The sequence below is a fragment of the Actinomyces sp. oral taxon 448 str. F0400 genome, from assembly GCF_000220835.1.
Taxonomy (GTDB): domain Bacteria; phylum Actinomycetota; class Actinomycetes; order Actinomycetales; family Actinomycetaceae; genus Actinomyces.
This window is the reverse complement of the sequence record NZ_GL985606.1, coordinates 801,881-823,649: the sequence shown is the minus strand read 5'-3', so window position 1 is coordinate 823,649 and position 21,769 is coordinate 801,881. Positions and strand designations below refer to the sequence as shown.

The 21,769-nt window shown below is 71.2% G+C and carries 17 protein-coding genes; 4 read left to right on the top strand and 13 right to left on the bottom strand.

Going from position 1 to position 21,769, the window contains the following annotated elements; translation table 11 throughout:
• Nucleotides 1–204: 204 nt before the first annotated feature.
• The gene (gene gdhA / locus HMPREF9062_RS03550) at nucleotides 205–1,542 is read right to left on the bottom strand and encodes an NADP-specific glutamate dehydrogenase (RefSeq protein ID WP_009748663.1); all 1,338 of its coding nucleotides are present in this window, start codon (nucleotides 1,540–1,542) and stop codon (nucleotides 205–207) included.
• A 247-nt stretch (nucleotides 1,543–1,789) separates the two neighbouring features.
• On the opposite strand from gdhA, the gene HMPREF9062_RS03545 reads away from it, so the two are divergent.
• Nucleotides 1,790–2,614: a class I SAM-dependent methyltransferase gene (locus HMPREF9062_RS03545; protein ID WP_009748662.1), complete on the top strand. Its 825-nt coding sequence runs from the start codon at nucleotides 1,790–1,792 to the stop codon at nucleotides 2,612–2,614.
• Between the two features lie 55 nt (nucleotides 2,615–2,669).
• On the opposite strand, the gene HMPREF9062_RS03540 is transcribed toward HMPREF9062_RS03545, so the two are convergent.
• Together HMPREF9062_RS03540 and HMPREF9062_RS03535 are read right to left on the bottom strand one after the other, a co-directional pair.
• The gene (locus tag HMPREF9062_RS03540) at nucleotides 2,670–3,119 is read right to left on the bottom strand and encodes a cupin domain-containing protein (RefSeq protein ID WP_009748661.1); all 450 of its coding nucleotides are present in this window, start codon (nucleotides 3,117–3,119) and stop codon (nucleotides 2,670–2,672) included.
• 249 nt (nucleotides 3,120–3,368) lie between these two features.
• Nucleotides 3,369–4,682, bottom strand: coding sequence for an NAD(P)-binding domain-containing protein (locus HMPREF9062_RS03535; protein ID WP_034253690.1), 1,314 nt, complete (start codon nucleotides 4,680–4,682; stop codon nucleotides 3,369–3,371).
• 121 nt (nucleotides 4,683–4,803) lie between these two features.
• On the opposite strand from HMPREF9062_RS03535, the gene HMPREF9062_RS03530 reads away from it, so the two are divergent.
• A complete protein-coding gene (locus HMPREF9062_RS03530) occupies nucleotides 4,804–5,754 on the top strand; it encodes a hypothetical protein (protein ID WP_253270648.1) in 951 nt (316 codons plus the stop codon).
• Here the strand turns inward: HMPREF9062_RS03530 and HMPREF9062_RS03525 are convergent.
• Both HMPREF9062_RS03525 and HMPREF9062_RS03520 read right to left on the bottom strand, forming a co-directional pair.
• A complete protein-coding gene (locus HMPREF9062_RS03525) occupies nucleotides 5,730–6,509 on the bottom strand; it encodes a CDP-alcohol phosphatidyltransferase family protein (RefSeq protein ID WP_009748658.1) in 780 nt (259 codons plus the stop codon). The two genes, HMPREF9062_RS03530 and HMPREF9062_RS03525, sit on opposite strands and share 25 nt — an antisense overlap.
• A gap of 259 nt (nucleotides 6,510–6,768) precedes the next feature.
• Nucleotides 6,769–9,111: an alpha-amylase family glycosyl hydrolase gene (locus tag HMPREF9062_RS03520; RefSeq protein ID WP_156789957.1), complete on the bottom strand. Its 2,343-nt coding sequence runs from the start codon at nucleotides 9,109–9,111 to the stop codon at nucleotides 6,769–6,771.
• Between the two features lie 181 nt (nucleotides 9,112–9,292).
• Between HMPREF9062_RS03520 and HMPREF9062_RS03515 the strand changes: the two genes are divergently transcribed.
• On the top strand, nucleotides 9,293–9,718 hold the full coding sequence (locus tag HMPREF9062_RS03515; RefSeq protein ID WP_034253684.1) for an META domain-containing protein: 426 nt from the start codon (nucleotides 9,293–9,295) through the stop codon (nucleotides 9,716–9,718).
• 84 nt (nucleotides 9,719–9,802) lie between these two features.
• Here HMPREF9062_RS03515 and purL read toward each other — a convergent pair whose 3' ends face one another.
• Nucleotides 9,803–12,211, bottom strand: coding sequence for a phosphoribosylformylglycinamidine synthase subunit PurL (purL, locus tag HMPREF9062_RS03510; RefSeq protein ID WP_009748655.1), 2,409 nt, complete (start codon nucleotides 12,209–12,211; stop codon nucleotides 9,803–9,805).
• 201 nt (nucleotides 12,212–12,412) lie between these two features.
• On the opposite strand from purL, the gene HMPREF9062_RS03505 reads away from it, so the two are divergent.
• Nucleotides 12,413–13,843, top strand: a complete 1,431-nt coding sequence (locus HMPREF9062_RS03505) for a glycosyltransferase (RefSeq protein ID WP_009748654.1) — start codon at nucleotides 12,413–12,415, stop codon at nucleotides 13,841–13,843.
• A 489-nt stretch (nucleotides 13,844–14,332) separates the two neighbouring features.
• On the opposite strand, the gene purQ is transcribed toward HMPREF9062_RS03505, so the two are convergent.
• The 7 genes from purQ to HMPREF9062_RS03470 all read right to left on the bottom strand — a co-directional run bounded on the left by purQ (nucleotide 14,333) and on the right by HMPREF9062_RS03470 (nucleotide 21,674).
• On the bottom strand, nucleotides 14,333–15,031 hold the full coding sequence (purQ, locus tag HMPREF9062_RS03500) for a phosphoribosylformylglycinamidine synthase subunit PurQ (RefSeq protein WP_009748653.1): 699 nt from the start codon (nucleotides 15,029–15,031) through the stop codon (nucleotides 14,333–14,335).
• 4 nt (nucleotides 15,032–15,035) lie between these two features.
• A complete protein-coding gene (purS, locus tag HMPREF9062_RS03495) occupies nucleotides 15,036–15,290 on the bottom strand; it encodes a phosphoribosylformylglycinamidine synthase subunit PurS (RefSeq protein WP_009748652.1) in 255 nt (84 codons plus the stop codon).
• Between the two features lie 169 nt (nucleotides 15,291–15,459).
• A complete protein-coding gene (locus HMPREF9062_RS03490) occupies nucleotides 15,460–16,221 on the bottom strand; it encodes a hypothetical protein (RefSeq protein ID WP_009748651.1) in 762 nt (253 codons plus the stop codon).
• Complete coding sequence (locus HMPREF9062_RS03485) at nucleotides 16,218–16,880, bottom strand: hypothetical protein (RefSeq protein WP_009748650.1); 663 nt, start codon at nucleotides 16,878–16,880, stop codon at nucleotides 16,218–16,220. Before HMPREF9062_RS03485 ends, HMPREF9062_RS03490 begins: the two co-directional genes overlap by 4 nt.
• A 6-nt stretch (nucleotides 16,881–16,886) precedes the next feature.
• Complete coding sequence (locus tag HMPREF9062_RS03480; RefSeq protein WP_009748649.1) at nucleotides 16,887–17,798, bottom strand: phosphoribosylaminoimidazolesuccinocarboxamide synthase; 912 nt, start codon at nucleotides 17,796–17,798, stop codon at nucleotides 16,887–16,889.
• A gap of 237 nt (nucleotides 17,799–18,035) precedes the next feature.
• Nucleotides 18,036–19,289, bottom strand: a complete 1,254-nt coding sequence (purD, locus tag HMPREF9062_RS03475; RefSeq protein WP_009748648.1) for a phosphoribosylamine--glycine ligase — start codon at nucleotides 19,287–19,289, stop codon at nucleotides 18,036–18,038.
• A gap of 525 nt (nucleotides 19,290–19,814) precedes the next feature.
• Nucleotides 19,815–21,674: a phosphoenolpyruvate carboxykinase (GTP) gene (locus HMPREF9062_RS03470; RefSeq protein WP_034253679.1), complete on the bottom strand. Its 1,860-nt coding sequence runs from the start codon at nucleotides 21,672–21,674 to the stop codon at nucleotides 19,815–19,817.
• Nucleotides 21,675–21,769: the final 95 nt, after the last annotated feature.

The following is a 21,769-nucleotide window of genomic DNA, read 5'->3' as shown; positions in this document are numbered from 1 at the left end:
GTCCTCATCGGGAGGGAACGGGAAGTAGAAAGCAAGTTTAGTGCGTCACGGAGCCGTATTCCATGCACGATTCGTTGCGGTTCGATGCTCGGCGCGCCCCGCGTCCGCCGCTCGCACGGCGGCGGACGGCGCGAAACGACGCCCGGCCCGCCCCGCTCAGGAGCCGACCGGACGCCGGTCGTCGGAGGCGTCCGAGCGTCGGGGTCAGACGATGCCGTGGGCGATCATGACGTCCGCGACGCGGGTGAAACCGGCGACGTTGGCGCCCAGCACGTAGTCGCCGGGGCGGCCGTACTCGTCGGCGGCGGTCACGCAGGAGTCGTGGATGTCGGACATGATGGCGGCGAGCTTGGACTCCGCGGTGTCGAAGTCCCAGCGCGTCCGGCCGGCGTTCTGCTCCATCTCCAGGGCGGAGGTCGCCACGCCGCCGGCGTTGGAGGCCTTGCCGGGGGCGTAGAGGATGCCCGCGGACTGGAAGGCCGCGACGGCCTCGGGGGTGGAGGGCATGTTGGCGCCCTCGGCGACGACGGCGCAGCCCCCGCGCAGCAGGGTGGCGGCGGCGGCGCCGTCGAGCTCATTCTGGGTGGCGCAGGGCAGGGCGACGTCGACCGGCACGTCCCAGACGGAGCCGTCGACGACCAGGCGGGCGCCGGGCCTGCGATCGACGTAGTCCTTGACGCGGCCGCGCTCCACCTCCTTGACCTGCTTGAGCAGGTCGAGGTCGACTCCGGCCTCGTCGACGACGTAGCCGGAGGAGTCGGAGAAGGTGATCGGGGCGGCGCCCAGCTGCTGGGCCTTCTCAATGGCGTAGATGGCGACGTTGCCGGCTCCGGAGACCGCGACCCTCTTGCCCTCCAGGCTCTGCCCCTTGGTGGCGAGCATGGACTGGGCGAACAGGACGGTGCCGTACCCGGTGGCCTCGGTGCGCACGAGCGAGCCGCCCCAGGTCAGGCCCTTGCCGGTCAGGACGCCGGCGTCGTAGGCGTTGCGCAGGCGCTTGTACTGGCCGAACAGGTAGCCGATCTCGCGGCCGCCCACGCCGATGTCGCCGGCGGGGACGTCGGTGGACGGGCCGATGTGCCGGGCCAGCTCGGTCATGAAGGATTGGCAGAAGCGCATGACCTCGGCGTCGGACCTCCCGTGCGGGTCGAAGTCGCTCCCGCCCTTGCCGCCGCCGATGCCCTGGGCGGTCAGAGCGTTCTTGAAGATCTGCTCGAAGCCGAGGAACTTGATGATGCCGGCGTTGACGCTCGGGTGGAAGCGCAGACCGCCCTTGTAGGGTCCCAGAGCCGAGTTGAACTCGATCCTGAAGCCGCGCTGGACGTGGACCTCACCCGCGTCATCGACCCACGGGACGCGGAAGATGATCTGGCGCTCCGGCTCGACGAGGCGCTCGAGGAGCGCTCCCTCGGCGTAGGAGGGGTGCTTGGTGATGACAGGCTCCAGGGACTCCAGAACCTCGCGGACCGCCTGGTGGAACTCGGCCTCGCCGCGGTTGCGGTCGACGACCCGCTCGTAGACCTTCTCGACAACGCCCTGCATGGGAACTCCTTCACTCCATATCGTGCGAGGCGCACGGTCGCATCTGCGAGGCGCGCGTCCCCCTCACCGGGCAACCCTGTCACTGCACCGGAAACTGAGACGAAACATCTCATCCTCTGACGGCTCATCGTCACCCGCCGCCGGCCGCGCCGGCCCCGCGAACGGCCCCGAACGCATCACCCGACCAACGTTCTCGCCCCGCGAGACGAGGCCGTCTCCGCCGACCCGCCGGCCTAGCGTCAGCGGCATGTCCGACGACCTCGGCCCGGCCTCGCTCCCGCACTACACCCATGGGCACGCAGCCGCCGTGCTGGCCGCCCATGCCCGCCGCACCGCGGCGGACTGCGCCCCCCGCCTTCTGCCCGTCCTGCGCCCGGGCCTCGACCTGCTCGACGTCGGCTGCGGGCCGGCGACCATCACCGCCGACCTGGCCGAGGCGGTCCTCCCCGGGCGGGTGGTCGCGCTCGACGGCGCGCCCGCCGCTCTCGACGCGGCGCGGGCGACCCTGCGGGAACGGGGCCTGGACGACCGCGTCGAACTGGTCGGCGCGGATGCGCAGGCCCTCCCCTTCGCCGACGGCTCCTTCGACGTCGTCCACGCCCACCAGGTCCTCCAGCACGTCGCCGATCCCGTGGGGGCCCTGCGCGAGATGCGCCGGGTGACCCGCCCGGGCGGAGTCGTGGCGGCTCGGGACGCCGTCTACTCCGCGATGGCGTGGTTCCCCCGACCTCCCGCGCTGGAGGACTGGCGCCGGGTCTACACCGCCACGGCACGCGCCAACGGGGGCGAGCCGGATGCCGGCGCCCGACTGCTCTCCTGGTGCCGCACGGCCGGCCTGACGGAGGCCGCCCCCTCCGCCTCGACGTGGTGCTACGCGACGCCCGAGCTGCGCTCATGGTGGGGCGGGACCTGGGCGGAGCGCGTCCTGACCTCCTTCGGCCCGCAGGCGGTGGACGCCGGCCTGGCCACGAGCGCCGATCTGACGCAGATGGCCCGCGCATGGCGACGGTGGGCCGAGGCCGACGACGGCTGGTTCGTCGTCGTCCACGGCGAGGTCCTGGCCCGCCGGTAGCGGCCGCGACGAGTCAGCGGGTCCGGCGTCCCTCCAGCCGTCGCAGCCGTCACGTTTATGGCAGCTGCGACAATGCGGCGTAATGGGCGTCGTCGACCGGGTCGAACCACTCGTTGGAGGCGCCCTCCCCGGGGATCGCGAGCGCGATGTGGGAGAACCAGGAGTCGGCCTTCGCGCCGTGCCAGTGCTTAACGCCGGCGCGAGTGTAGACGACCGAGCCGGGCTCGAGCGAGACGGCGTCCCGGCCCTCCTCCTGATACCAGCCGGAACCCGCCGTGCAGATGAGCACCTGCCCCCCGCCGGAGGAGGCGTGGTGGATGTGCCAGTTGTTGCGGCACCCCGGCGCAAAGGTGACGTTGTGCACCCCGACGACGCACTCGGGGTCGGCGACCAGATTGTTCAGGAAGCTCTCCCCGGTGAAGTACTGGGCGAAAGCGGTATTGGGCTCGCCCCTGCCGAAGATGTTCTCGGCCGCGAAGACGGACTCGTCGGTGGCGGATGTCATGGCTGCTCCTGAAGTGAATTCCTGAATCGGGTGATCGGTGGGTGAGCCGGGGCCGGCGGCAGCGAGCCGACGCAAAGTCGGCCGGCGCCGGCGGGCCCCTCTCAGACTAGAGACGGTCCCCTCGTGCGAGCCAGGCCCCCCGGACCCCGTACCGCCTCCCTCCGCGGGGCCGCACCTGACGAAGAGGTGTCTGAGTCCTTCCGCCTCCCGCGGGGCCGCACCCGCGTCCGGCGCCGCCGACGGGTGCGCTCAACCGTGCAGCCGACGCCAGATCCTGCGCGCGGCCTCGGCGCCGGCGCGCGCGGCCCCGCGGGTCGAAGCGCTCGGGCCGTAGCCGACCAGCAGCACACGCGAATCCCGAGCCGCACCGGTGCGCCCCGTCATGCGGATACCCACCTCGCACCGGGGGGCGCCGTCGGTCGGATCGCCAGCCGGGGCCTCGCCCTCGTGCAGGTGCAGCGGTCTCAGATGCGTCAACGCTGGCCGGAAGCCCGTGTTCCAGAAAATGGCATCGATCCCGACCCAGACGGGGTCGGGGCAGGGCTTCCAGGAGTCGGGGACGACCAATCCCCCGCCCACGACCGCGGCGGCCCCCAGCCCGTCGGGACGCGCTCCGGTGGCCGTCGGGGAGAAACGAACGGCACGCTCGTCGATGAGATCGATCATCCCTCTGGAGACGAGCATCCCCCGTTCGACGGCGGCGACGTACTCCGTCGGATCCGGGACGATCGCCCCACGCCCGGTGCGGGCCGCCGCAGAGCCTCCGGCGGCCCGCACGCCGTCGACCTGCTCGAGGGCCGCGGCCCACAGGTCGCCGGAGCCGGCGGAGACGAAGTTAGGTGGGCGACGCGTGGCCCAAACCACCGAGGCCGCGTGGGGTTCGACGTCGAGGAGCATCTGCACCGCGGTGAGCCCGCCGCCGACGACGAGGACACGTCGACCGGCCAGGTCCTCGGCCCGGCGGTAGGTGGCGGTGTGGAGCTGGAGACCGGTGAAACGGTCCGCCCCCGCCACGTGCGGGACGCGGGGGCCGGTCCACGTGCCGGTCGCCGAGACGACCATGCGGGCGAGCCAGCTGCGTCGCCCCGTCCCCGTCCGGGCCTCGACGGCCAGGAGCGTGTCGCGACGCACCGGATCCCGCCTGCGGCTCATGCGGGTCGGGGCGGCGCCGCCGGCCGCGTGCGCGCCGCCTGCGCTCAGGCGGGGGGCGGGCACGTCGGTGGAGCGCACGGAGGTGACGCGCGCGGGGCGCACGACCCGAAGGCCCAGCGCCCGCTCGTAACGTCGGTGATAGGCGGGGACGACGATGTTGCTGGGAGCGGCCTCATCCGGTTCGCCCGCCGGCATCCCGGGCAGGTCGGCGATCCGCGTCCGACCGATCGTCAAGGAGTCCCAGCGGTGGCGCCAGGCGCCGCCGGGGCCCTCCTCCGCGTCGAGCAGGAGGAGCTCGCGGCCCGGCGTCAGTCCGCGGCGCACGAGCTCGCCGGCCGTGGCCAGCCCCGCCTGCCCCGCTCCGATGATGACGACGTCGTGGACGTACTGGTCGGGCTCCGCGGCGTTCACGTCACCATCATGCGTCATGAGCCCGGGCCCGATCTCCCCGGGCGAGCGGGGCGCTCGGCTCGCCCGGGGATGGGGGTCCACCGGCTCGCCCGGGGCGCCACCGTCTGGCACGCTGCCGTCCGTGTTCTCATCTTCTGCCGCCATGATGCACATCCTCACCGCGCGATCGGTGCTCAACAATCCGCTGGCCCGCCGCCGGCGGCTCGACGCGGACCGTGTCCGCGCGCTCGCGGGGGTGAACCGGTGCGGGGACCTGGGGGCGCGGCATGTGATCGAGCTGCCGGTGCTCGCCGATCTCGCCGAGACGACCGCCTCCCGGCTGCGTCTGCCCGACGGCCCCGGGTGGAGGCTCGGCCAGGCGCTCGGGCACGCCCTGGAGCAGGGGGTGCGATTGTGGTTGTGCGACGTGTCGGCCGAGGCCGTCCCGTGGATCGTCCGCACGGCCGGCGAGGGGCTCGTCCACGTCGTCTCACTGCCGGGGCCGGCGACGGACGACGCCGGCGGCGGTACCGTCGTCATCGCCGTCAGCCCGCTCGCGCTGATCCTCGCCCTGGCTGACGGCGGGGACGCCTCGCGCCGCTATCTGCGCACCGTGCTCGCCGGCGTGGACACCCTGCGATGCTCGCGCCACGCGGTGCGGGCGCTGCGACGCAGCGGCGTCGAGGCGGTCCAGCATCCGCACGCGCGGCGCCTGCTGCGCAACCCCGTGGCTCTGGCCTACCTCGCCGTCTTCATCTACTCGTCCCTGAGGGCCGTCCCCGTGGCCTTCGTCCCCGGTTTCCACGGCCGGGTGTGGATCCTGTGGCTGATCGACATGGTCACCGCCGTGCCCTACACCTGGGGCATCGTCGAGATGGTGGCGGGACGCGCGATTCGCCGTCGACTGCTCGGGTTAGCGACCACCGTGATCACTTTCATCGCCCCCTACGTGTACTTCTGGATCAAGGGGCGCGGCTATCCGCCGACCGTGGTCGTGGTCGTCGCGGCGATGATCGTGGGCAGCGCCGGAATCGAGGTGGTGCGTTGGCTGCGGAGCACGGCGATCGTTCAGGGCCTGGGGGCTGGCGCATGAGGCGCCCGCAGCGGGTCGTTCTCCCCGCGGGCGGAGCGCAGCGCACCGACGAGAAGGAGCCAGAGCCCGCCCCCGACGGACAGGACCAGGCCCGCCATCGGACGCGCCGGGTGGACGACGAGGAGCCAGGCGGTCCCGCCGATCCACGCGAGGGCCGTAGCGATGTTGACCGGGCGGAAGCGCCTGACGCGGACCGGGTGGACGTAGTGGGTCGGCACCAGCGTCAGAACGGCCAGGACGATCGTCACTGCGATATTGAGCCAGCCCGGGGTGGCGAGCACCCACAGCATGACGGCGGCGATGTTCCATGCCGCGGGGAACCCGACGAAGTAGTTGTCGGTCGACTTCTCGCCCTCGTTGGCGTAGCAGAACATCGAGGTGGTCAGAATGACTGCGAGCAGAGCGCTGGCCACCGGCCGGGGCCCCATCGGCAGCCGCAGGTACATGAAGAGCGCCGGGACGAAGGTCCACGTAAGATAGTCGACAACGATGTCGAGCACATCGCCGTCGAACCAGGGAACGACCTCCTTGACGCGGGCGTGGCGGGCAAAGGTGCCGTCGACTCCGTCGACGACGAGGGCAACGGCGAGCCACGCCCACATCCAGCCGATCTCGCCGTGGATGAGGGAGAGCATTGCCAGGCAGGCGAAGACCAGCCCCGACATGGTGAGCGTGTGCACGCCCCAGGCGGACAGATGCGTCGTCGGGGCTGCGGGTAGAGCGGGAGAAGCGGGCTGTGCGGACGTGGCGGACACTATGAGCCTTCTAAGAGTGCGATGTGAGGGTTCTCGGCAGGTGACGGCGTTCGTGGCGTCGGCGTCTCCCCGCCGCGCGGGGGGACCGCCCCGCGGGCGGCCGGCGAACGGCCTCCCGCACTGCTTCCGAACCTATCGCACCGAGTGCCGACTGCAAGACCGGGAGAGCCCGCTCACCCCGCGCTCATTCCGCCAGCCCGAGGCCTCCGACGAGGCGACGGGCCGCCCCCCCCATCGTGCTCGCGCCGGGCGCGGGACATCATCCGGCATCGGGCTGCGCGGCCTCGTGCCACACGAGGACCGACCACGGCTGAACGGCGGCGCCGTCGGCGACCGCCGCGCCCTCCCCCTCGGCCCAGCAGTTGCTCTCCCTCTCCGCACTCACGGCGGTGTCGACCAGACGCCGCCACACGCGCCCCTCGCGAGCAGCGGGCACGCGAAAGTCGACAGGAGTATCAGCCATGTTGATCATGAGCCGGAAGCCGTCGTCGGGCGCGTCGATGTGGACGGCGAGCGCCCGGTCACCCTCGCGCGGCGCCCCGTCGGCGGCGGGCGTGAGGAACAGGTAGGAGACGTCGTCACCCCCGGCCGCCAGGTCCCCCCAGGCCGCCCGGTGCAGGCAGGCGTGCCGGCCGCGCAACCGCATGAGGAAGGTGCTGAAGCGGAACAGGGGGTTGACCCGCTCGCCGGGGGAATCGAAGACGCCGAGGTTGTCATGGTAGACGGCGCCGGTGCCGTCCTCGACCGCCACTCGCTGCGGGGCGTTGGTGGCGATCATCGCGTAGTTGTTGCGCATGGCCGTGGAGTCCAGCGCCCACGGGTTGTTATTGCCGTTCTGAGTGCGGCCGAATTCATCGCCGGCCACCACCATCGGGACGCCGCGCGAGAACATGAGGATGGTCCACAGGTTGCGCAGTCGCTGGCGGCGCAGCCCCTGGTCGCCCCCGGAATCCCAGGACAGGTTGTCGTCGCTGCCGCCGTCGGAGGGGCCGAAGGGGTAGGGCTGGTCGTTGACCTTGGTCTGGTAGCTCACGAGGTCGGCCAGGTTGAAGCCGTCATGGGCGACGACGAAGTTGATGGACTTCTGCGGGCCGCCGTTGTCCTCGAAGTGGTGGTAGTCGCCGTTGACCATGTTGAGGAAGTCCGCGGTGTTCGCGTCGCCCTTGGTGAAGCGGCGCACGGCATCGCGATAGCGGCCGTTCCACTCGCCCCAGCCGCGGGGGAAGTTGCCCACCTCATAGCCCCACAGGTCCCAGGCCTCGGCGATGACCTCGATGTTCTCGGCCTCGGCCAGCGCCGCGATGCCGGTCAGCAGGGGGTGCTCGTTGAAGAAGCGCTTGAGGGCGCCCCAATCGTCGGGCGCGGCGTCGGCGGGCAGTCGCCCCAGCACGGTGGCCAGATCGAAGCGGAAGCCGTCGACCCCCATGACGGCGCTCCAGTAGTGCAGCGAGTCCAGCACGAGTCGGCGGGCCGCCGGGGAGGAGTAGCTCATCTGGTTGGAGGTGCCGGTGGCGCCGTCGACCAGACGCTTGTCGCCGGTCATCTGGTAGTACTCGGCGGTGGCGAATCCGCCCAGGGAGGTGAAACCGGTGGTGGCGACGTCGCCGTTCCAGTTGCCGCCCTCGGCCGTGTGGTTGTAGACGACGTCGAGGTAGACCTCCATGCCGGCGGCGTGGAAGGCGGAGACCATCTCCTTGAACTCGCGGGTGGGTCCACCCGGGCTTCTGTCTGCCGCGTACTGGCGGTTGGGCGCGAAGAAGTCCAGGGTCATGTAGCCCCACGCGTTGGTCGCGCCCGGGCGGGCCGACTCGGAGGCGTTGGTCTCGTGGACGGGCAGGAACTCGATGGTAGTGACCCCGGCCGCCCTGAGATAGGGGGCCAGGAGCCCCGCGCCCCTGTAGGTGCCCTGATATTCGGCCGGAATGTCGGGTACGTCTTCGAAACCAGGCTCGCCGGCGAGCAGGTCCGTCAGACGGGCCGTCGACGGGTGACCGGTGAACTGTCTGACGCCCGTCTCGTAGATGATGGCCCGTTCGGGCGGCAGCTGCGGTTTGTCGGCCGCTGCGGCCTCCTCGTCGACGACGACGCCCTTGGGGGCGTAGGGGGCGGTGTCGATCTGACGGCGGGGCACGCCGTCGACGAGGTCGCCGCCGGTGCCGAAGACGCCGACGTCGACGCCGAGCCCCGCCAGGGCGTCGGTGTCGACGTTGTGGGTGATCTCGCGGGAGTAGGGATCGAAGAGGACCTTGTTGGGGTTGAAGCGGTTGCCCTGCTCGTCGAGGTCGGCGATGAAGCCGGCCGCGGAGCCGGGGGCCCAGGCCTCGTCATAGGGCCAGTTCTGGCCCCATGCGCGAAAGCCGACGAGGGCGCCGGCCTCCAGCCTGCCCAGTCGGGCGCGCCAGACGCCGTCGGTTCCACGGGCGGGCAGGAAGGCGGCAGAGGCCGTCGCGCCGAGCGCCTCGGGGTAGATCTCCAGCTGGAGGCGAGTGGCGGCGGGGGCGTGGACGGCGAAGGTGACGCCGCCGTCGGAGTCGACGTGAGTGCCGAGCGGCCAGGTCGCGTCGGCCCATGCGGTCTTGTCGAGTGCGGTGAGCTCAGACATGGTCGTCACCGTGTCACGCGAGCCTGAACATCCGCTGAGCGCGGGACTCTCCGGGCGGATGCGGACAAGCGGGCCCTCCTTCCCTTCCACGACGGCGGGGACCCTCATAGACTGAGGCGCTCGGTGAGGGCGGGTCGCTGTAACCACCGTCTTGCACTGACGACGCGTTCGGGAGGCCATGATGACGGCGAAGACGGTGTTCAGCAGGTCGACGGCACGACCGGGACTGCTCGCTCTTCTGACAGGAGTGCTGCTCGCGAGCGCTGCGGGCTGCGCGGGCAACGGCCTGCCGGAGGGCACGTGGGCCGTCACGGCCGTGGAAGGCCGCGACCTCGTGGACGGGTCGGAGCCGTCCGTGACCTTCGACGGCGGCGATGTCCTCATCCGGACGGGCTGCAACCCGATCAACGGGACCGCGCACTACTCCCACGACATACTGTCCGTGCCCGACGGCGCAACGACCCTCGTAGGGTGCGATGCGGCCCTGAGCGCCCAGGAGCAGTGGCTGGGCGAACTCTTCGCCACGGGGGTGAGGCTCTCCCTCGACGGCGAGACGATGACGCTGTCCCAGGACGACGTCACGCTGACCCTCGAGCGGCAGCGATGAGCACGAGGTCGACATTCTTGTACGAGATCGACGGCGGCGTCGTCAACCTCAGCCCGCAATGTCGATCTCGGCGATAGCTCCGGTTCAGAACAGCGCCGGCAGCGTCCCCTCGACGCCGCGCCGCAGCTCGGCCAGGTCGAGGACGAGCGGGCCGCCCGCCGAGCTCCCGGCCTCGGCGCCCTCGGCGAGCAGGTCGGTGCCGGAGACCACGAGCATGTCGCCACCCGTCGTCCCCAGACGCGCCCAGGCGACATCCTCCGCCTCGGCGGCGGCCGCCACGGCCGCCACGGCCCACTCGGGCACCGCCACGAGCGCCCGCGCCCCGGACTCGGACAGCAACGCGGCGAAGTCGTCGACGCCGTCACGGCTCTGCAGCTGGGCCAGGTCGACGCTCGCCCCCACCCCGTGGCGCAGCACGGAGTCGACGAGGCTCTGAATGAGCCCGCCGGTCGACATGTCGTGGGCGGCGCGCATGAGTCGCTCGCCGTCGGGGCCGTCCACCTCGCTCAGAGCGAGCAGTACCCGCCCGAGCGCCGCCTCCGCCTCGAGGTCGACCCTCGGAGGCAGGCCGCCGAGGTGGTCGTGGATGGTGCGGGTCCAGGCCGAACCGTCCAGCTCATCGCGAGTCGTCCCCAGCGCGAGGATCGCCAGCCCTTCCTCGAACCAGCCCGAGGGGTTGGCGCGGCGCACGTCGTCCATGACGCCGAGGACCCCGACGACCGGCGTCGGGTTGATGGAGGAGTCGGGCAGCCCCTTGGCCCTGCCGTGGGAGTTGTACAGCGAGACGTTGCCCCCGGTGACGGGCACGCCCATGACCCGGCAGGCGTCGGCCAGGCCGGTGATGATCTCCACGAGCTGCCACATGGCGTCCGGGTCCTCCGGAGAGCCGACGTTGAGGCAGTCGGTGACCGCCACAGGACGCGCCCCCACGGTGCATACATTGCGGTAGGACTCGGCCAGGGCCGCGGCGGCGCCGGCCGCCGGGTCGAGCTTGGTGAAACGTCCATTGGCATCGGTGGCGATCGCGATCCCGCGGCCGGTGGCCTCGTCGACGCGGACGACGCCGGCGTCGTCGGGCTGAGCCAGGGCGGTGTTTCCGCGCACGAAGCGGTCGTACTGGTCGGTGATCCAGGCCGGCGAGGCCTGGTTGGGACTGGTGACGACGGCGAGCACCTGCTCGGCGAGCTCGGCGGCGGTGGCCGGACGGTCCAGGCGCGCCGAGGAGTCGGCGTTGAGCTCGTCCTGCCAGGAGGGGCGGGCGTAGGGGCGCTCGTAGGCGGGCCCCTCGTGGGCGACGGTGCGCGGGTCGACGTCGACGATCCGCTGCCCGAAGTGGTCGATCGTCAACCGCCCCGAGTCGTTAACCTCCCCGATGACGGCGGCCTCGACGTCCCAGGTGTCGATGACGGCCATGAAGTCGTCGAGCCTGTCGGGGGCGACGACGGCCATCATGCGCTCCTGGGACTCGCTCATGAGGATCTCACCAGCGGTCAGGGTGGGGTCGCGCAGGAGGACCCTCTCCAGATCCACGTGCATGCCGCCGTCGCCGTTGGAGGCCAGCTCGCTCGTGGCGCAGGAGATGCCCGCGGCCCCCAGGTCCTGGACGCCGAGCACGAGGCCGCCGGCGAACAGGTCGAGGCAGCACTCGATGAGGACCTTCTCCATGAAGGGGTCGCCGACCTGGACGCTCGGCCGCTTGGCGGGCATGCCGTCCTCGAAGGATTCACTGGCCAGGATGGAGGCGCCACCGATGCCGTCCCCGCCGGTGCGCGCGCCGAAGAGAACGACCTTGTTACCGGCCCCGGAGGCGCTGGCCAGGTGGATGTCGTCGTGGCGCAGCACGCCCACGCACAGGGCGTTGACGAGCGGGTTCTCCTGGTAGGAGGGGTCGAATTCGGTCTCACCGCCGATGTTGGGCAGGCCCAGGCAGTTCCCGTAACCGCCGACGCCTGCCACGACGCCGTGGACGACGCGGGCCGTGTCGGGGTGATCCGTCGCTCCGAAGCGCAACTGGTCCATGACGGCGACGGGTCGCGCACCCATGGAGATGATGTCGCGCACGATCCCGCCCACGCCGGTGGCCGCCCCCTGGTAGGGCTCGACGAAGCTGGGATGGTTATGGGACTCGACCTTGTAGGTGACGGCCCAGCCGTCCCCGATGTCGACGACGCCGGCGTTCTGGCCCATGCCGACCAGCAGATGCTCCTTCATCTCGGGCGTGACCTTGGCGCCGAACTGCGCGAGGTGCACCTTCGAGCTCTTGTAGGAGCAGTGCTCCGACCACATGACCGAATACATGGCCAGCTCGGCGCTGGTGGGCCGGCGTCCGAGCAGCTCCTTGATGGAGGCGTACTCCTCATCCTTGAGGCCGAGCTCTCGGTAGGGCATCTGCCTGTCGGGGGTGGCGGCAGCGTCCCCGGTGGTGTCGGGATGCTCGACGGATCCGCCCTGATCGCTCGTGCGGACGGACTCGGAGGAGGACTCAACGGCCATGGGTGCTCCCGGGTGAGACGGAGTGGGACCGCATGCGAGGATACCCGGGGCTCGGCCCGCACCGCCCGTCGGCCCGCCCGCGCCGCTGCAGAGCCGGCGTCGCCGCGCAGGCCGTGGACGCCGATCCCCCAGCCTCCCCTCCCACGACACACCGCGCCCGAAGGCGCCTCGCATCACACGCAGTTGGGGCAGGATCAAGCCATGAGAACCATCGACGTCGCCCCCCTGCCCTTGTCGGAGCTCGAGAGCCACCTGGATGAGGTCGCCTCCCACCGACTGAACGGCGGAATCGAGGCCGCTCGGGTTCTGCTCGAGGGACGCACCGTGTGGACGGTGACGCCTTCGGCCGCAGCGGGATCGGGCCCCGCCGAGACGGTCGCGCCTCTGGTCGGCTACGCGCTCGGCCTGGGCATTGACGTGCGATGGCTCGCATTGGACGCACCCGCCGACTTCGTGCGCGTGGCCGCGCGCCTCCACGCCGGCATCCACGGCGATCGTGGAGACGGCGGCAAGCTCGGCGAGAAGCAGCGCGACCTCTACGAGCATGTTCTGGCCTCGAACGCGGAGAACGTCACCGAGGACGTCCGCGAGGGCGACGTCGTCATCCTCCACGACCCACCCACCGCCGGCCTGGCGCGTTCCCTCAAGCGCGCCGGCCTCACCGTCATCTGGCGCTGCCACCTGGGCGGCGGTCCGTCCGGAGTGGCGGCCGAACGCGCCTGGGCCTTCCTCGACAGGTACTTGGAGGACGTCGACCTCGTCATCGTCTCGCGTGAGGAGTACCGTCCCGCCTTCATCGAACCGGAGCGGTGCGTCGTGGTGGCGCCATCGGTCAACCCGGACTCCCCCAAGAACCGGGTCCTCGACCTGGATGAGGCCTGGTCGGTGGCCCGCCTGGCGGGGATCTACGACGGAGAGCCGCCTTTCGAGGCGGTGCCCTTCGTGCACGAGGACGGCCGCCCGGACGCCATCCGTTCGATGCCCTCCCTCGCCGGGGCCGGGCTGCCGGTGCCGACCGGAGTGCGCACGATCGCCCAGGTGGGCCGCTGGGACCGTCTCAAGGGCGCCGAGGAGCTCATCGAGGCCTTCGCCACGAATCTCACCGCCCTCCCCGGGGACGCGCACCTGCTGATCGTGGGTCCGGAGCCGGACCCGAACCGCGACGAGGCGGCCGCCGCGTACCTCGGCGAGGTGCTCGACCGGTGGGACCTCCTGCCGGAATCGGTCTCGCGCCGAGTGCATATCGCCGCGGTGCCGACCTACGACCGGGAGGTCAACGCGACGGTGGTCAACGCCGTCCAGCGCGTGGCCGACGTCGTCACCCAGCGCTCGCTGGTCGAGGCCTTCGGTCTGCCAGTGGCCGAGGCGATGTGGAAGAAGGCACCCGTCGTGGCCTCCGCGGTCGGGGGCATCCAGGACCAGATCGTCAACGGCATCGACGGGGTCCTGGTCGACCCGGCCGACGCGAGCACGTGGGCGCAGGCCGTCGCCGATCTGCTGCGTCTGCCGCAGAGAGCACGGGAGATGGGGCTGGCGGCGCACGAATCGGTGCGTCGGGAGTTCCTCCCCGACCGCCACCTGCGCGAGACGGCCGGCGCCATCGACCGGGCGCTGGAGCTCCACGCGGACTGATGACCGGGCCCGGCCGGCTACCGCTCCCCGCTTCACGGCGTTCGACGCCCGCCGCCCGTGCCCATCGGCCGGCCGCTTCGCCTCCGCATTCCCGGCACGGCACAGCGCACGAGTTATCCACAAGAAGCATCCACAGGCTTGTGCACGCGGTGGTGGAGGGGCGCGGTCGCGCGGCTGCCGCTGTGGCTACCTCTCCGCCCTCGCCCGCATGAGCGGTCCCCGGGCGACGGCCCGCTCACCCCCTTCTCGCGGGGCCCTCGGCCGGCCGGGGCGCATCAGAACCATCAACCGTTGAGATCACGCGAATATCACGCCGACCGGAGGCCCGCCGCGACGCCCCCCGGTTCGCGGCGGACCCACCCGGATCCGCCAGCGGCACGAGATCGGCCGGGACGTGCTCGCACCGCCGTCGACGATCAGTGGAGCCGGTGTATCCTCCACCGCCGTCCACAGTTATCCACAGCGCCGGCGAGTTGCCCACAGGCCCGGTCAGGCTCCCACCAGCGAGCTGATCGCCGACTGGAAGATTCGCAGACCGTCCACTCCGGTGCGCGAGCCCGCCGCGGAGTCGGGGCCGAAGCCGGGCTCGACGGCGTGCTCGGGGTGGGGCATGAGGCCGATGACGTTGCCGCGCGCGTTACGCACTCCGGCGATCTCGTGAGCCGAGCCGTTGGGGTTGCCTCCGACGTAGCGGAAGACGACCAGGCCCTCGCCCTCGAGGCGGTCGAGCTCGCCGGCGGAGACGACGAAGTTGCCCTCCCCGTTCTTGAGCGGAATCGTGATCTCATCACCGATCTCGAACAGGCTCGTCCACGCCGTGGAGGTCGACTCGACGCGCACGCGCTGCTCGCGGCAGAGGAACGTCTGATGATCGTTGCGGATGAGGGCGCCGGGCAGCAGGTGCGCCTCGGTGAGGATCTGGAATCCGTTGCAGATGCCCAGGACGGGCATGCCCCTGCCGGCGGCCTCCACGACCCGCCCCATGACCGGGGAGAAACGGGCGATGGCGCCGCAGCGCAGGTAGTCGCCGTAGGAGAACCCGCCGGGGACGACGACGGCGTCGACGCCCCTGAGGTCGACGTCCTTGTGCCACAGGCCGACGGGCTCGGCGCCGGCCAGACGCACGGCGCGGGAGGCGTCGACGTCGTCGAGAGTGCCGGGGAAGGTGATGACGCCAATGCGAGTCATCAGCTCAGGCCTCCTCGTCGGCGCGCACGCAGATGACGTCCTCGATGATCGGGTTGGACAGCAGTCTCGAGGCGGCCTCGCTCGCGGCGGCGAGGTCGGCGTCGGTGACCGGGCCGTTCACGGTCAGCTCGAAGCGACGCCCCTGACGCACCGCGGTGAACTGGTCGTACCCCAGGCGCGGGAGGCTCCCCACGACCGCCTTGCCCTGAGGGTCGAGAATCTCCGGCTTGGGCATGACCTCGACGACGATGCGTCCCATCGATCCTCCTGAGTACGGGTGCGGGGAGAGGGTCCGGTAGCAGCGTACCCGCTGCACCGGTGGAGCACCCGCCGCGCCCCGCCCGCTCGGGCCGCCGCCTCCGGCCGAGCACCTTCGGACGCGCTCGCAGCCGCGCAGACGCAACCGGCGCAGGCGCATCGAGCGGGCATCAGATACGGCCGAGCCAGTCCCCCGCCAGGTGGATGGCGGTCACTCCCCCGGTCCCCAGGAACACGGTCCCCAGCAGCCATGCGGGCCCGAGTGCGAGAGCGAGAATGGCGCACACCACAGCCGAGGCCAGCATGAAACCGCCGACGGCTCCGGCCACGCCCGCCGGTGCATGGACGCTCTGGTCGAGGGTCGAGCTCCCCATGATCGGGATCGGCCCCGAGTCCAGTGCGACGCGCGGCGGCGCCGACCCCGCCCGCCCGACGCCTCCCCGGGCCCGTGCCCCGGCCTGCGGGGCACCGGGCAGCTCCTGTCGCGCATCGGCGTCCCCGCCGCCGGTCAGGAGGCGCTGAGTGTCGACGACGTCGACCGCGCCCACGGTCAGGCCCGCGGCGGCGTCCAGGACGGTCGGCTCCCAGCGCTCGCCCTCGCCGCGCACCGCGGTGCCCCCGGCCCAGGCCAGGTAACCGGCGGCCGACACGAGCCCGGCGCCGGCCAGGACGACGACGAGCCACGGCGGGATCCACAGGCGCCCGGCCTCCGCGTTGGTCGCCAGGTTCATCGCCGACCAGGTCGCCAGGCCCAGCCCCACCAGGGCGAAGGCGATCCCCGCCAGACGCTGACGCCGCACGGCCACCGGCCAAGGCGTGCGCGCCCTCTGTCCCGGCGTCGGCCCGCCCAGCGCCGCGCCGCGCCCCACGCCCCAGTCGACCGGGCCGCGCTCGGACTCGGGCCGCCGGTCCCGGCTCGGCGGGGGCGTCATGCGAGCGCCTGCCGCAGGATCGAGGCCAGGCCGAGAGCCACCAGGAGGAAGCCGACGGAGCCGGCCAGAAGCTGGGCCACCCGAGCCAGCCCCTCCCCCGCCGTCGTCCCGGCGAGACGCTCGTCCGCGGCCCGCCCGGCGGCGGTGGCCGCCAGCGCGGTCGTCACGGGACCGGAGACGACATCGAGGGCCGTCAACTCGCGCCGTCCGGCCGACTCCGGAATCGCGATATCGGTGCCCGGAACGGTCAGGGGGACGGCGAGGTCGCGTCCGGGTGCGGACGAGGGGCCACCGGGGTGGGCCGCCCGCCCGGCCTGATGGATCGCGCTGGCCTCACGGGCGCGGCGTCGGGCAGCACGGGCTCGATTGCGGTCCAGCCGCAGCCTCGGGGCGTTGACGACGAGCGAACGGGCCGGGACGCGCAGCACCGCGAGCAGGCCGACGCCCACGATGATCAGAGCGGCACCGCCCAGGACGGAGGAGACTGCGCGGACTCCGAGCGCCGCGGTGACGGCAGCCGCGAGCGCAAGCACGACGATCAAGATCGCCGTGACGACCAGGACGATGAAACCCGATCCGGGGCGGAAAGTGCGCGTCGTCGGCCCCGAGACGGGGCGGCCCGACTGATCGGAGGGGCTCGGGTGGCCGGGAGCGGTCATGACGTCCTACACCTCCAGCGGAGAGCCGGTGAGGCGCTCGTAGGCCTCGAGGTAGCGTCCGCGGGTGCGGCCGACGACGTCGGCCGGCAGAGCGGGAGGCTCGGCTCCGCCGGCCCGGTCCCAGCCGGAGGCGGACGAGGCGAGCCAGTCGCGAACGTACTGCTTGTCGAAGGAGGGCGTGACCCGGCCCGGGATCCACTGGTCGGCCGGCCAGAAGCGCGAGGAGTCGGGGGTGAGGACCTCGTCGCCGAGCACCAGCCCGCCCGCCGGGCCAGCACCGAATTCAAACTTCGTATCGGCCAGGATGATGCCGCGTTCGAGGGCGATCTCGGCGGCGCGGGCGTACAGGGCGAGGGAGATTCCGCGCAGCGCGGCGGCCGGCTCCTCGCCGACCATTGCGACTACGCGGGAGAAGGGGATGTTCTCATCGTGGCCGCCGAGTTCGGCTTTGGCGGCGGGGGTGAAGATGGGCTCGGGCAGCCGGGAGGCCTCGGCGAGCCCCTCGGGCAGGGCGATGCCGCACACGGTCCGGCTCCGGCGGTACTCGACCAGGCCGGAGCCGGTGAGGTAACCGCGGACCACGCACTCGACGGGATGCATCGTCAGACGGCGGCAGATCATGGCGCGGCCGGCGACGGCGTCGGGCACGTCCAGGGACAGGATATGACTCGGAACGATGTCGTCCAGCTGCTCGAACCACCAGGCGGACAGCGCCGTGAGGACCTTCCCCTTGTCCGGCACCGGTGTCGGCAGAACGTGGTCGTAGGCGCTGATGCGGTCCGAGGCGACGATGAGCAGGACGTCCCGTCCGGCCCAGGGCGAGGCGGCGGCGGGGGTGTAGACGTCGCGGACCTTGCCGCTGGACAGATGCGTCCAGCCGGGGAGCTCGGGGGCGACGGGCAGGGTGGAGGCGCTCATGGCACCATCCTGCCACCGCAGCGGCAGTGCCTCCTTTTCAAGAGCAGGGCAAGAGCGGAGCAAGACCACAGTCCAGGGTTGACGCGGACCGACGGTAGCATGACTCGGAACTAGATTATTTGTACTTTCATTCTGCGATTACTTACGGGTCTTCGATCGTCCTCCTTGAACCCCTGGATGGTGCAGCTATCGCCACCGACCGGACCATCCGCGGCGCGCCCCGGTAGCACAACGCTGTCAACGACCAGCGGCAATATCCGTGCGGTACTGGCCGCCGTCGAGGTGAATGCGTGAGACGGCCTCATAGGCACGGTCCCGGGCCGAGCCGACCGTATCCGCGAGCGCCACCACGGACAGTACGCGCCCGCCGGCGGCAACCAGACGGCCGTCGTCGTCGAAGCCGGTGCCGGCGTGCAGGACATGAACCCCGGGGAGGGCCTCGGCCTCCTCAACACCGGTGACGGCACCGCCTGCGGCGACGGTGCCGGGGTAGCCGGGGGCGGCCAGAACCACGTCGACCGCGGCCTGCTCCGACCAGGTGGGGGCGGGGGCGTCGGCGAGGCGGCCGCTCGCGGCGGCGAGAAGCAGGTCGGGTAGGGAGGAGGTCAGGCGGGCCAGGACGGCCTGAGTCTCGGGGTCGCCGAAACGCACGTTGAACTCGACCACGCGCAGCCCGTCGGAGGTCAGCGCCAGTCCGCAGTAGAGCAGGCCGATGAAGGCGGTGCCGCGTCGGGCCATCTCGTCGACGACGGGTTGAGCAATCTCGCGGACGACCCGCTCAGTGAGGTCGTCCGGCGCCCAGGTCAGGGGGCTGTAGGCGCCCATGCCGCCGGTGTTGGGGCCGGCGCCACCGTCGCCGAGGCGTTTGAAATCCTGGGCGGGGGCGAGCGGGCGGACGGTGGCGCCGTCGCACACGCAGAACAGGGAGATCTCCGGGCCGTCGAGGTAATGCTCGACGAGAACGCGGCCGCCCTCCCTCGACAGGCACGCCAGGCCGTGGTCCCTAGCGGCGGCACGCTCAGAGGTGACGACGACGCCCTTGCCGGCGGCCAGGCCATCGTCTTTGACGACGTGGGGCGTCCCGAGACGGTCGAGGGCCGCGGCCAGCTCGGCCTCGGTGGAGCAGACGGCGGCCTCGGCCGTGGGCACGCCGGCGGCCCTCATCACCTCCTTGGCGAAGGCCTTGGAGCTTTCCAGACGGGCGGCCTTCGCGCCGGGGCCGAAGACGGGGATACCGGCCTCGCGGACGTCGTCGGCCACTCCCGCCACAAGCGGCGCCTCGGGGCCGACGACGACGAGGTCGGCTCCCATCCGGGTGGCGAGTTCGACGACCTCCCCGGGCGCGGCGGGGTTGATGTTGAGGTTGGTGGCGATCGCGGCGGTTCCCGGGTTCCCGGGGGCGACGACAAGGTCGCTCGTGGCTGGATCGGAAGCGAGAGAGCGGGCCAGGGCGTGCTCTCGCGCGCCGGAACCGAGAAGCAGGATCTTCACGCGCTCAGGGTAGCGGGACGACAGCCCGTGGTCGCGGCGGCCGAGCCCGTGTCACGGCGATATCACGATGTTCCTCCTGGTTCCTCCTGGCCGCTCGCGCGGGAGTCGCTGAGCCCACCGTCACCGACCGACTACCTGTCGCTCCTGTCGTGCTAGCGCTCGCGCGATACCTGCGCTGCGATCGCACTACCGGGGTGCCACTCATGGCCTGCGACGCGGCGCTCCACGAGGGGCACACCACAGTCGCCGCCATCAACGCCCACTTGCGCGGCCCCGGGTCCCGGTTGGCGCAGAGCCGCCTCGCTCCGCCGGCCTCAATGTTCGTGAGGGATCGTGACACGTCGAATCATCAAAACCGGCTGAAAGTCGAGCACGCACCAGGCCGGGAAGCCGGAAGCGCCCCCGACCGGTCTCCCGGTCGGGGGCGCCGTAGCGGGTGGTCACCCGTCTCAGCCAGCAGCGAGCTTCACGCCGGCCCGGTGCGCCGTGCCCGCCTCGAGCCGCGCCTGCCTTGCCGCGCTCCGCTCAGGCCTTCTCGGCCTTGGCCTTAGCCTCGGCGATACGCTCGCGGAAATCGGCCAGCTGAGCCCTGATGGCGTCGGGGAGCCTGTCGCCGAACTGCTTGAAGTACTCCTCGGTGTCGTCCATCTCGGCGGCCCAGGCGTCGGGGTCGATGTCGTACATCTTGTCCCAGGCGACCCTGTCGACATCCACACCCTCGAGATTGAAGTCCTCGAACTTCGGATACAGACCGGTCACGCCCTTCTCGGCCCCGACCTCACCGCCGGCGCGGCGGACGATCCAGTCGAGCACACGGGAGTTGTCGCCGTAGCCCGGCCACAGGAAGGCGCCGTCCTCGTCCTTGCGGAACCAGTTGACCTGGTAGACCTTGGGGAACTTGTCGCCCAGCTTCTCCTGCATCTGAAGCCAGTGACCCCAGTAGTCGGCCATGTTGTAGCCGCAGAAGGGCAGCATAGCGAAGGGGTCGTGGCGCAGTGCCCCGACCTTGGCATCCAGCGCCGCGGCGGTGACCTCAGAAGCCACGGAGGCGCCGATGAACACGCCGTGGGCCGGCTCGTACTGCTCGGCGACCAGCGGCACATTGCTCGCACGACGTCCGCCGAACAGGACGGCGTCGACCGGAACGCCCTCGGGGGCCTCCCAATCGGGGCAGATGATCGGACACTGCGAAGCGGGGGTGGTGAAGCGCGAGTTCGGGTGCGCGGCCTTCTTGCCGGCCTCGGCGTCGGCGGGGGTGTAGTCGTTGCCCTGCCAGTCGATGAGGTGGTCCGGCAGCGGGGCGTCGATGCCCTCCCACCACACGTCGCCGTCGTCGGTCAGAGCGACGTTGGTGAAGATGGTGTTGGCCCTCATGGTGTCCATGGCCATCGGGTTCGTCTTGTAGGACGTGCCCGGGGCGACGCCGAAGAAGCCCGCCTCCGGGTTGATGGCGCGCAGGCTGCCATCAGGGCCGGGACGCATCCAGGCGATGTCGTCGCCGACGGTTTCGACCTTGTAACCGGAGATGGTCGGCCGGAGCATGGCGAGGTTCGTCTTGCCGCAGGCGCTCGGGAATGCGGCGGTGACGTGGTACTGCTTGCCGGTGCTCTCCTCGGTCAGACGCAAAATGAGCATGTGCTCGGCCATCCAGCCGTCGCGTCGAGCCATGGTCGAGGCGATGCGCAGCGCGTAGCACTTCTTCCCCAGCAGCGCGTTGCCACCGTATCCGGAGCCGTAGGACCAGATCTCGTTGGTCTCCGGGAACTGAGTGATGTACTTCTCATCGTTGCAGGGCCAGGGAACGTCCTGCTCATGCTCGGCCAGCGGCGCGCCCACGGAGTGCGCACAGGGGACCCAGGTGCGGCCCTCATTGATGAGGTCCATGGCCTTGGCCCCCATGCGCGTCATAATGCGCATATTGACGACGACGTAGGGAGAGTCGGTGATCTCAATACCCAGCTGGGAGATCGGACCGCCGAGAGGACCCATGGAGAAGGGAATCACGTACATCGTGCGACCGGCATAAGTGCCGTCGAACTTCTCATTGAGGATCTTCTTCATCTCGACCGGGTCGCACCAGTTGTTGGTCGGGCCCGCGTCCTCCTCCTTCTCCGAGCAGATGAAGGTGCGGGACTCGACGCGGGCGACATCGCTCGGCAGCGAACGAGCGAGGAAGGAGTTGGGTCGCTTCTCGGGGTTGAGGCGGGTGAACATGCCCGACTCGACCATCTCGGTGGTCAGACGGTCCCACTCCTCGTCGGAACCGTCGCAGAAGTAGACGCTCTCCGGCTTGCCGAGCTCGGCGAGGCGGACGGCGAACGCGATGACGTCCTCAGGAGCGTTGGCGGGCGCGGCAGCGCGAACATCCTGCTCAGACACAGTCATATGAGTCCCTTCCTTGAATTCTTGCGACTCTTGCTGTCGGGGCAATCCTCCCTCATCAGCCCAGATCGATCACGCCCACTTAGGTCCCAACGTGG

Bases quoted from the DNA above. Each gene is read 5' to 3' on its own strand.
- HMPREF9062_RS03520 (WP_156789957.1), bottom strand. From the start codon at position 9,111: ATGTCTGAGCTCACCGCACTCGACAAGACCGCATGGGCCGACGCGACC.
- HMPREF9062_RS03470 (WP_034253679.1), bottom strand. From the start codon at position 21,674: ATGACTGTGTCTGAGCAGGATGTTCGCGCTGCCGCGCCCGCCAACGCT.
- purQ (WP_009748653.1), bottom strand. From the start codon at position 15,031: ATGACTCGCATTGGCGTCATCACCTTCCCCGGCACTCTCGACGACGTC.
- gdhA (WP_009748663.1), bottom strand. From the start codon at position 1,542: ATGCAGGGCGTTGTCGAGAAGGTCTACGAGCGGGTCGTCGACCGCAAC.
- HMPREF9062_RS03540 (WP_009748661.1), bottom strand. From the start codon at position 3,119: ATGACATCCGCCACCGACGAGTCCGTCTTCGCGGCCGAGAACATCTTC.
- HMPREF9062_RS03480 (WP_009748649.1), bottom strand. From the start codon at position 17,798: ATGAGCGCCTCCACCCTGCCCGTCGCCCCCGAGCTCCCCGGCTGGACG.
- HMPREF9062_RS03515 (WP_034253684.1), top strand. From the start codon at position 9,293: ATGACGGCGAAGACGGTGTTCAGCAGGTCGACGGCACGACCGGGACTG.
- HMPREF9062_RS03545 (WP_009748662.1), top strand. From the start codon at position 1,790: ATGTCCGACGACCTCGGCCCGGCCTCGCTCCCGCACTACACCCATGGG.
- HMPREF9062_RS03505 (WP_009748654.1), top strand. From the start codon at position 12,413: ATGAGAACCATCGACGTCGCCCCCCTGCCCTTGTCGGAGCTCGAGAGC.
- HMPREF9062_RS03485 (WP_009748650.1), bottom strand. From the start codon at position 16,880: ATGACCGCTCCCGGCCACCCGAGCCCCTCCGATCAGTCGGGCCGCCCC.
- HMPREF9062_RS03490 (WP_009748651.1), bottom strand. From the start codon at position 16,221: ATGACGCCCCCGCCGAGCCGGGACCGGCGGCCCGAGTCCGAGCGCGGC.
- purS (WP_009748652.1), bottom strand. From the start codon at position 15,290: ATGGGACGCATCGTCGTCGAGGTCATGCCCAAGCCGGAGATTCTCGAC.
- purL (WP_009748655.1), bottom strand. From the start codon at position 12,211: ATGGCCGTTGAGTCCTCCTCCGAGTCCGTCCGCACGAGCGATCAGGGC.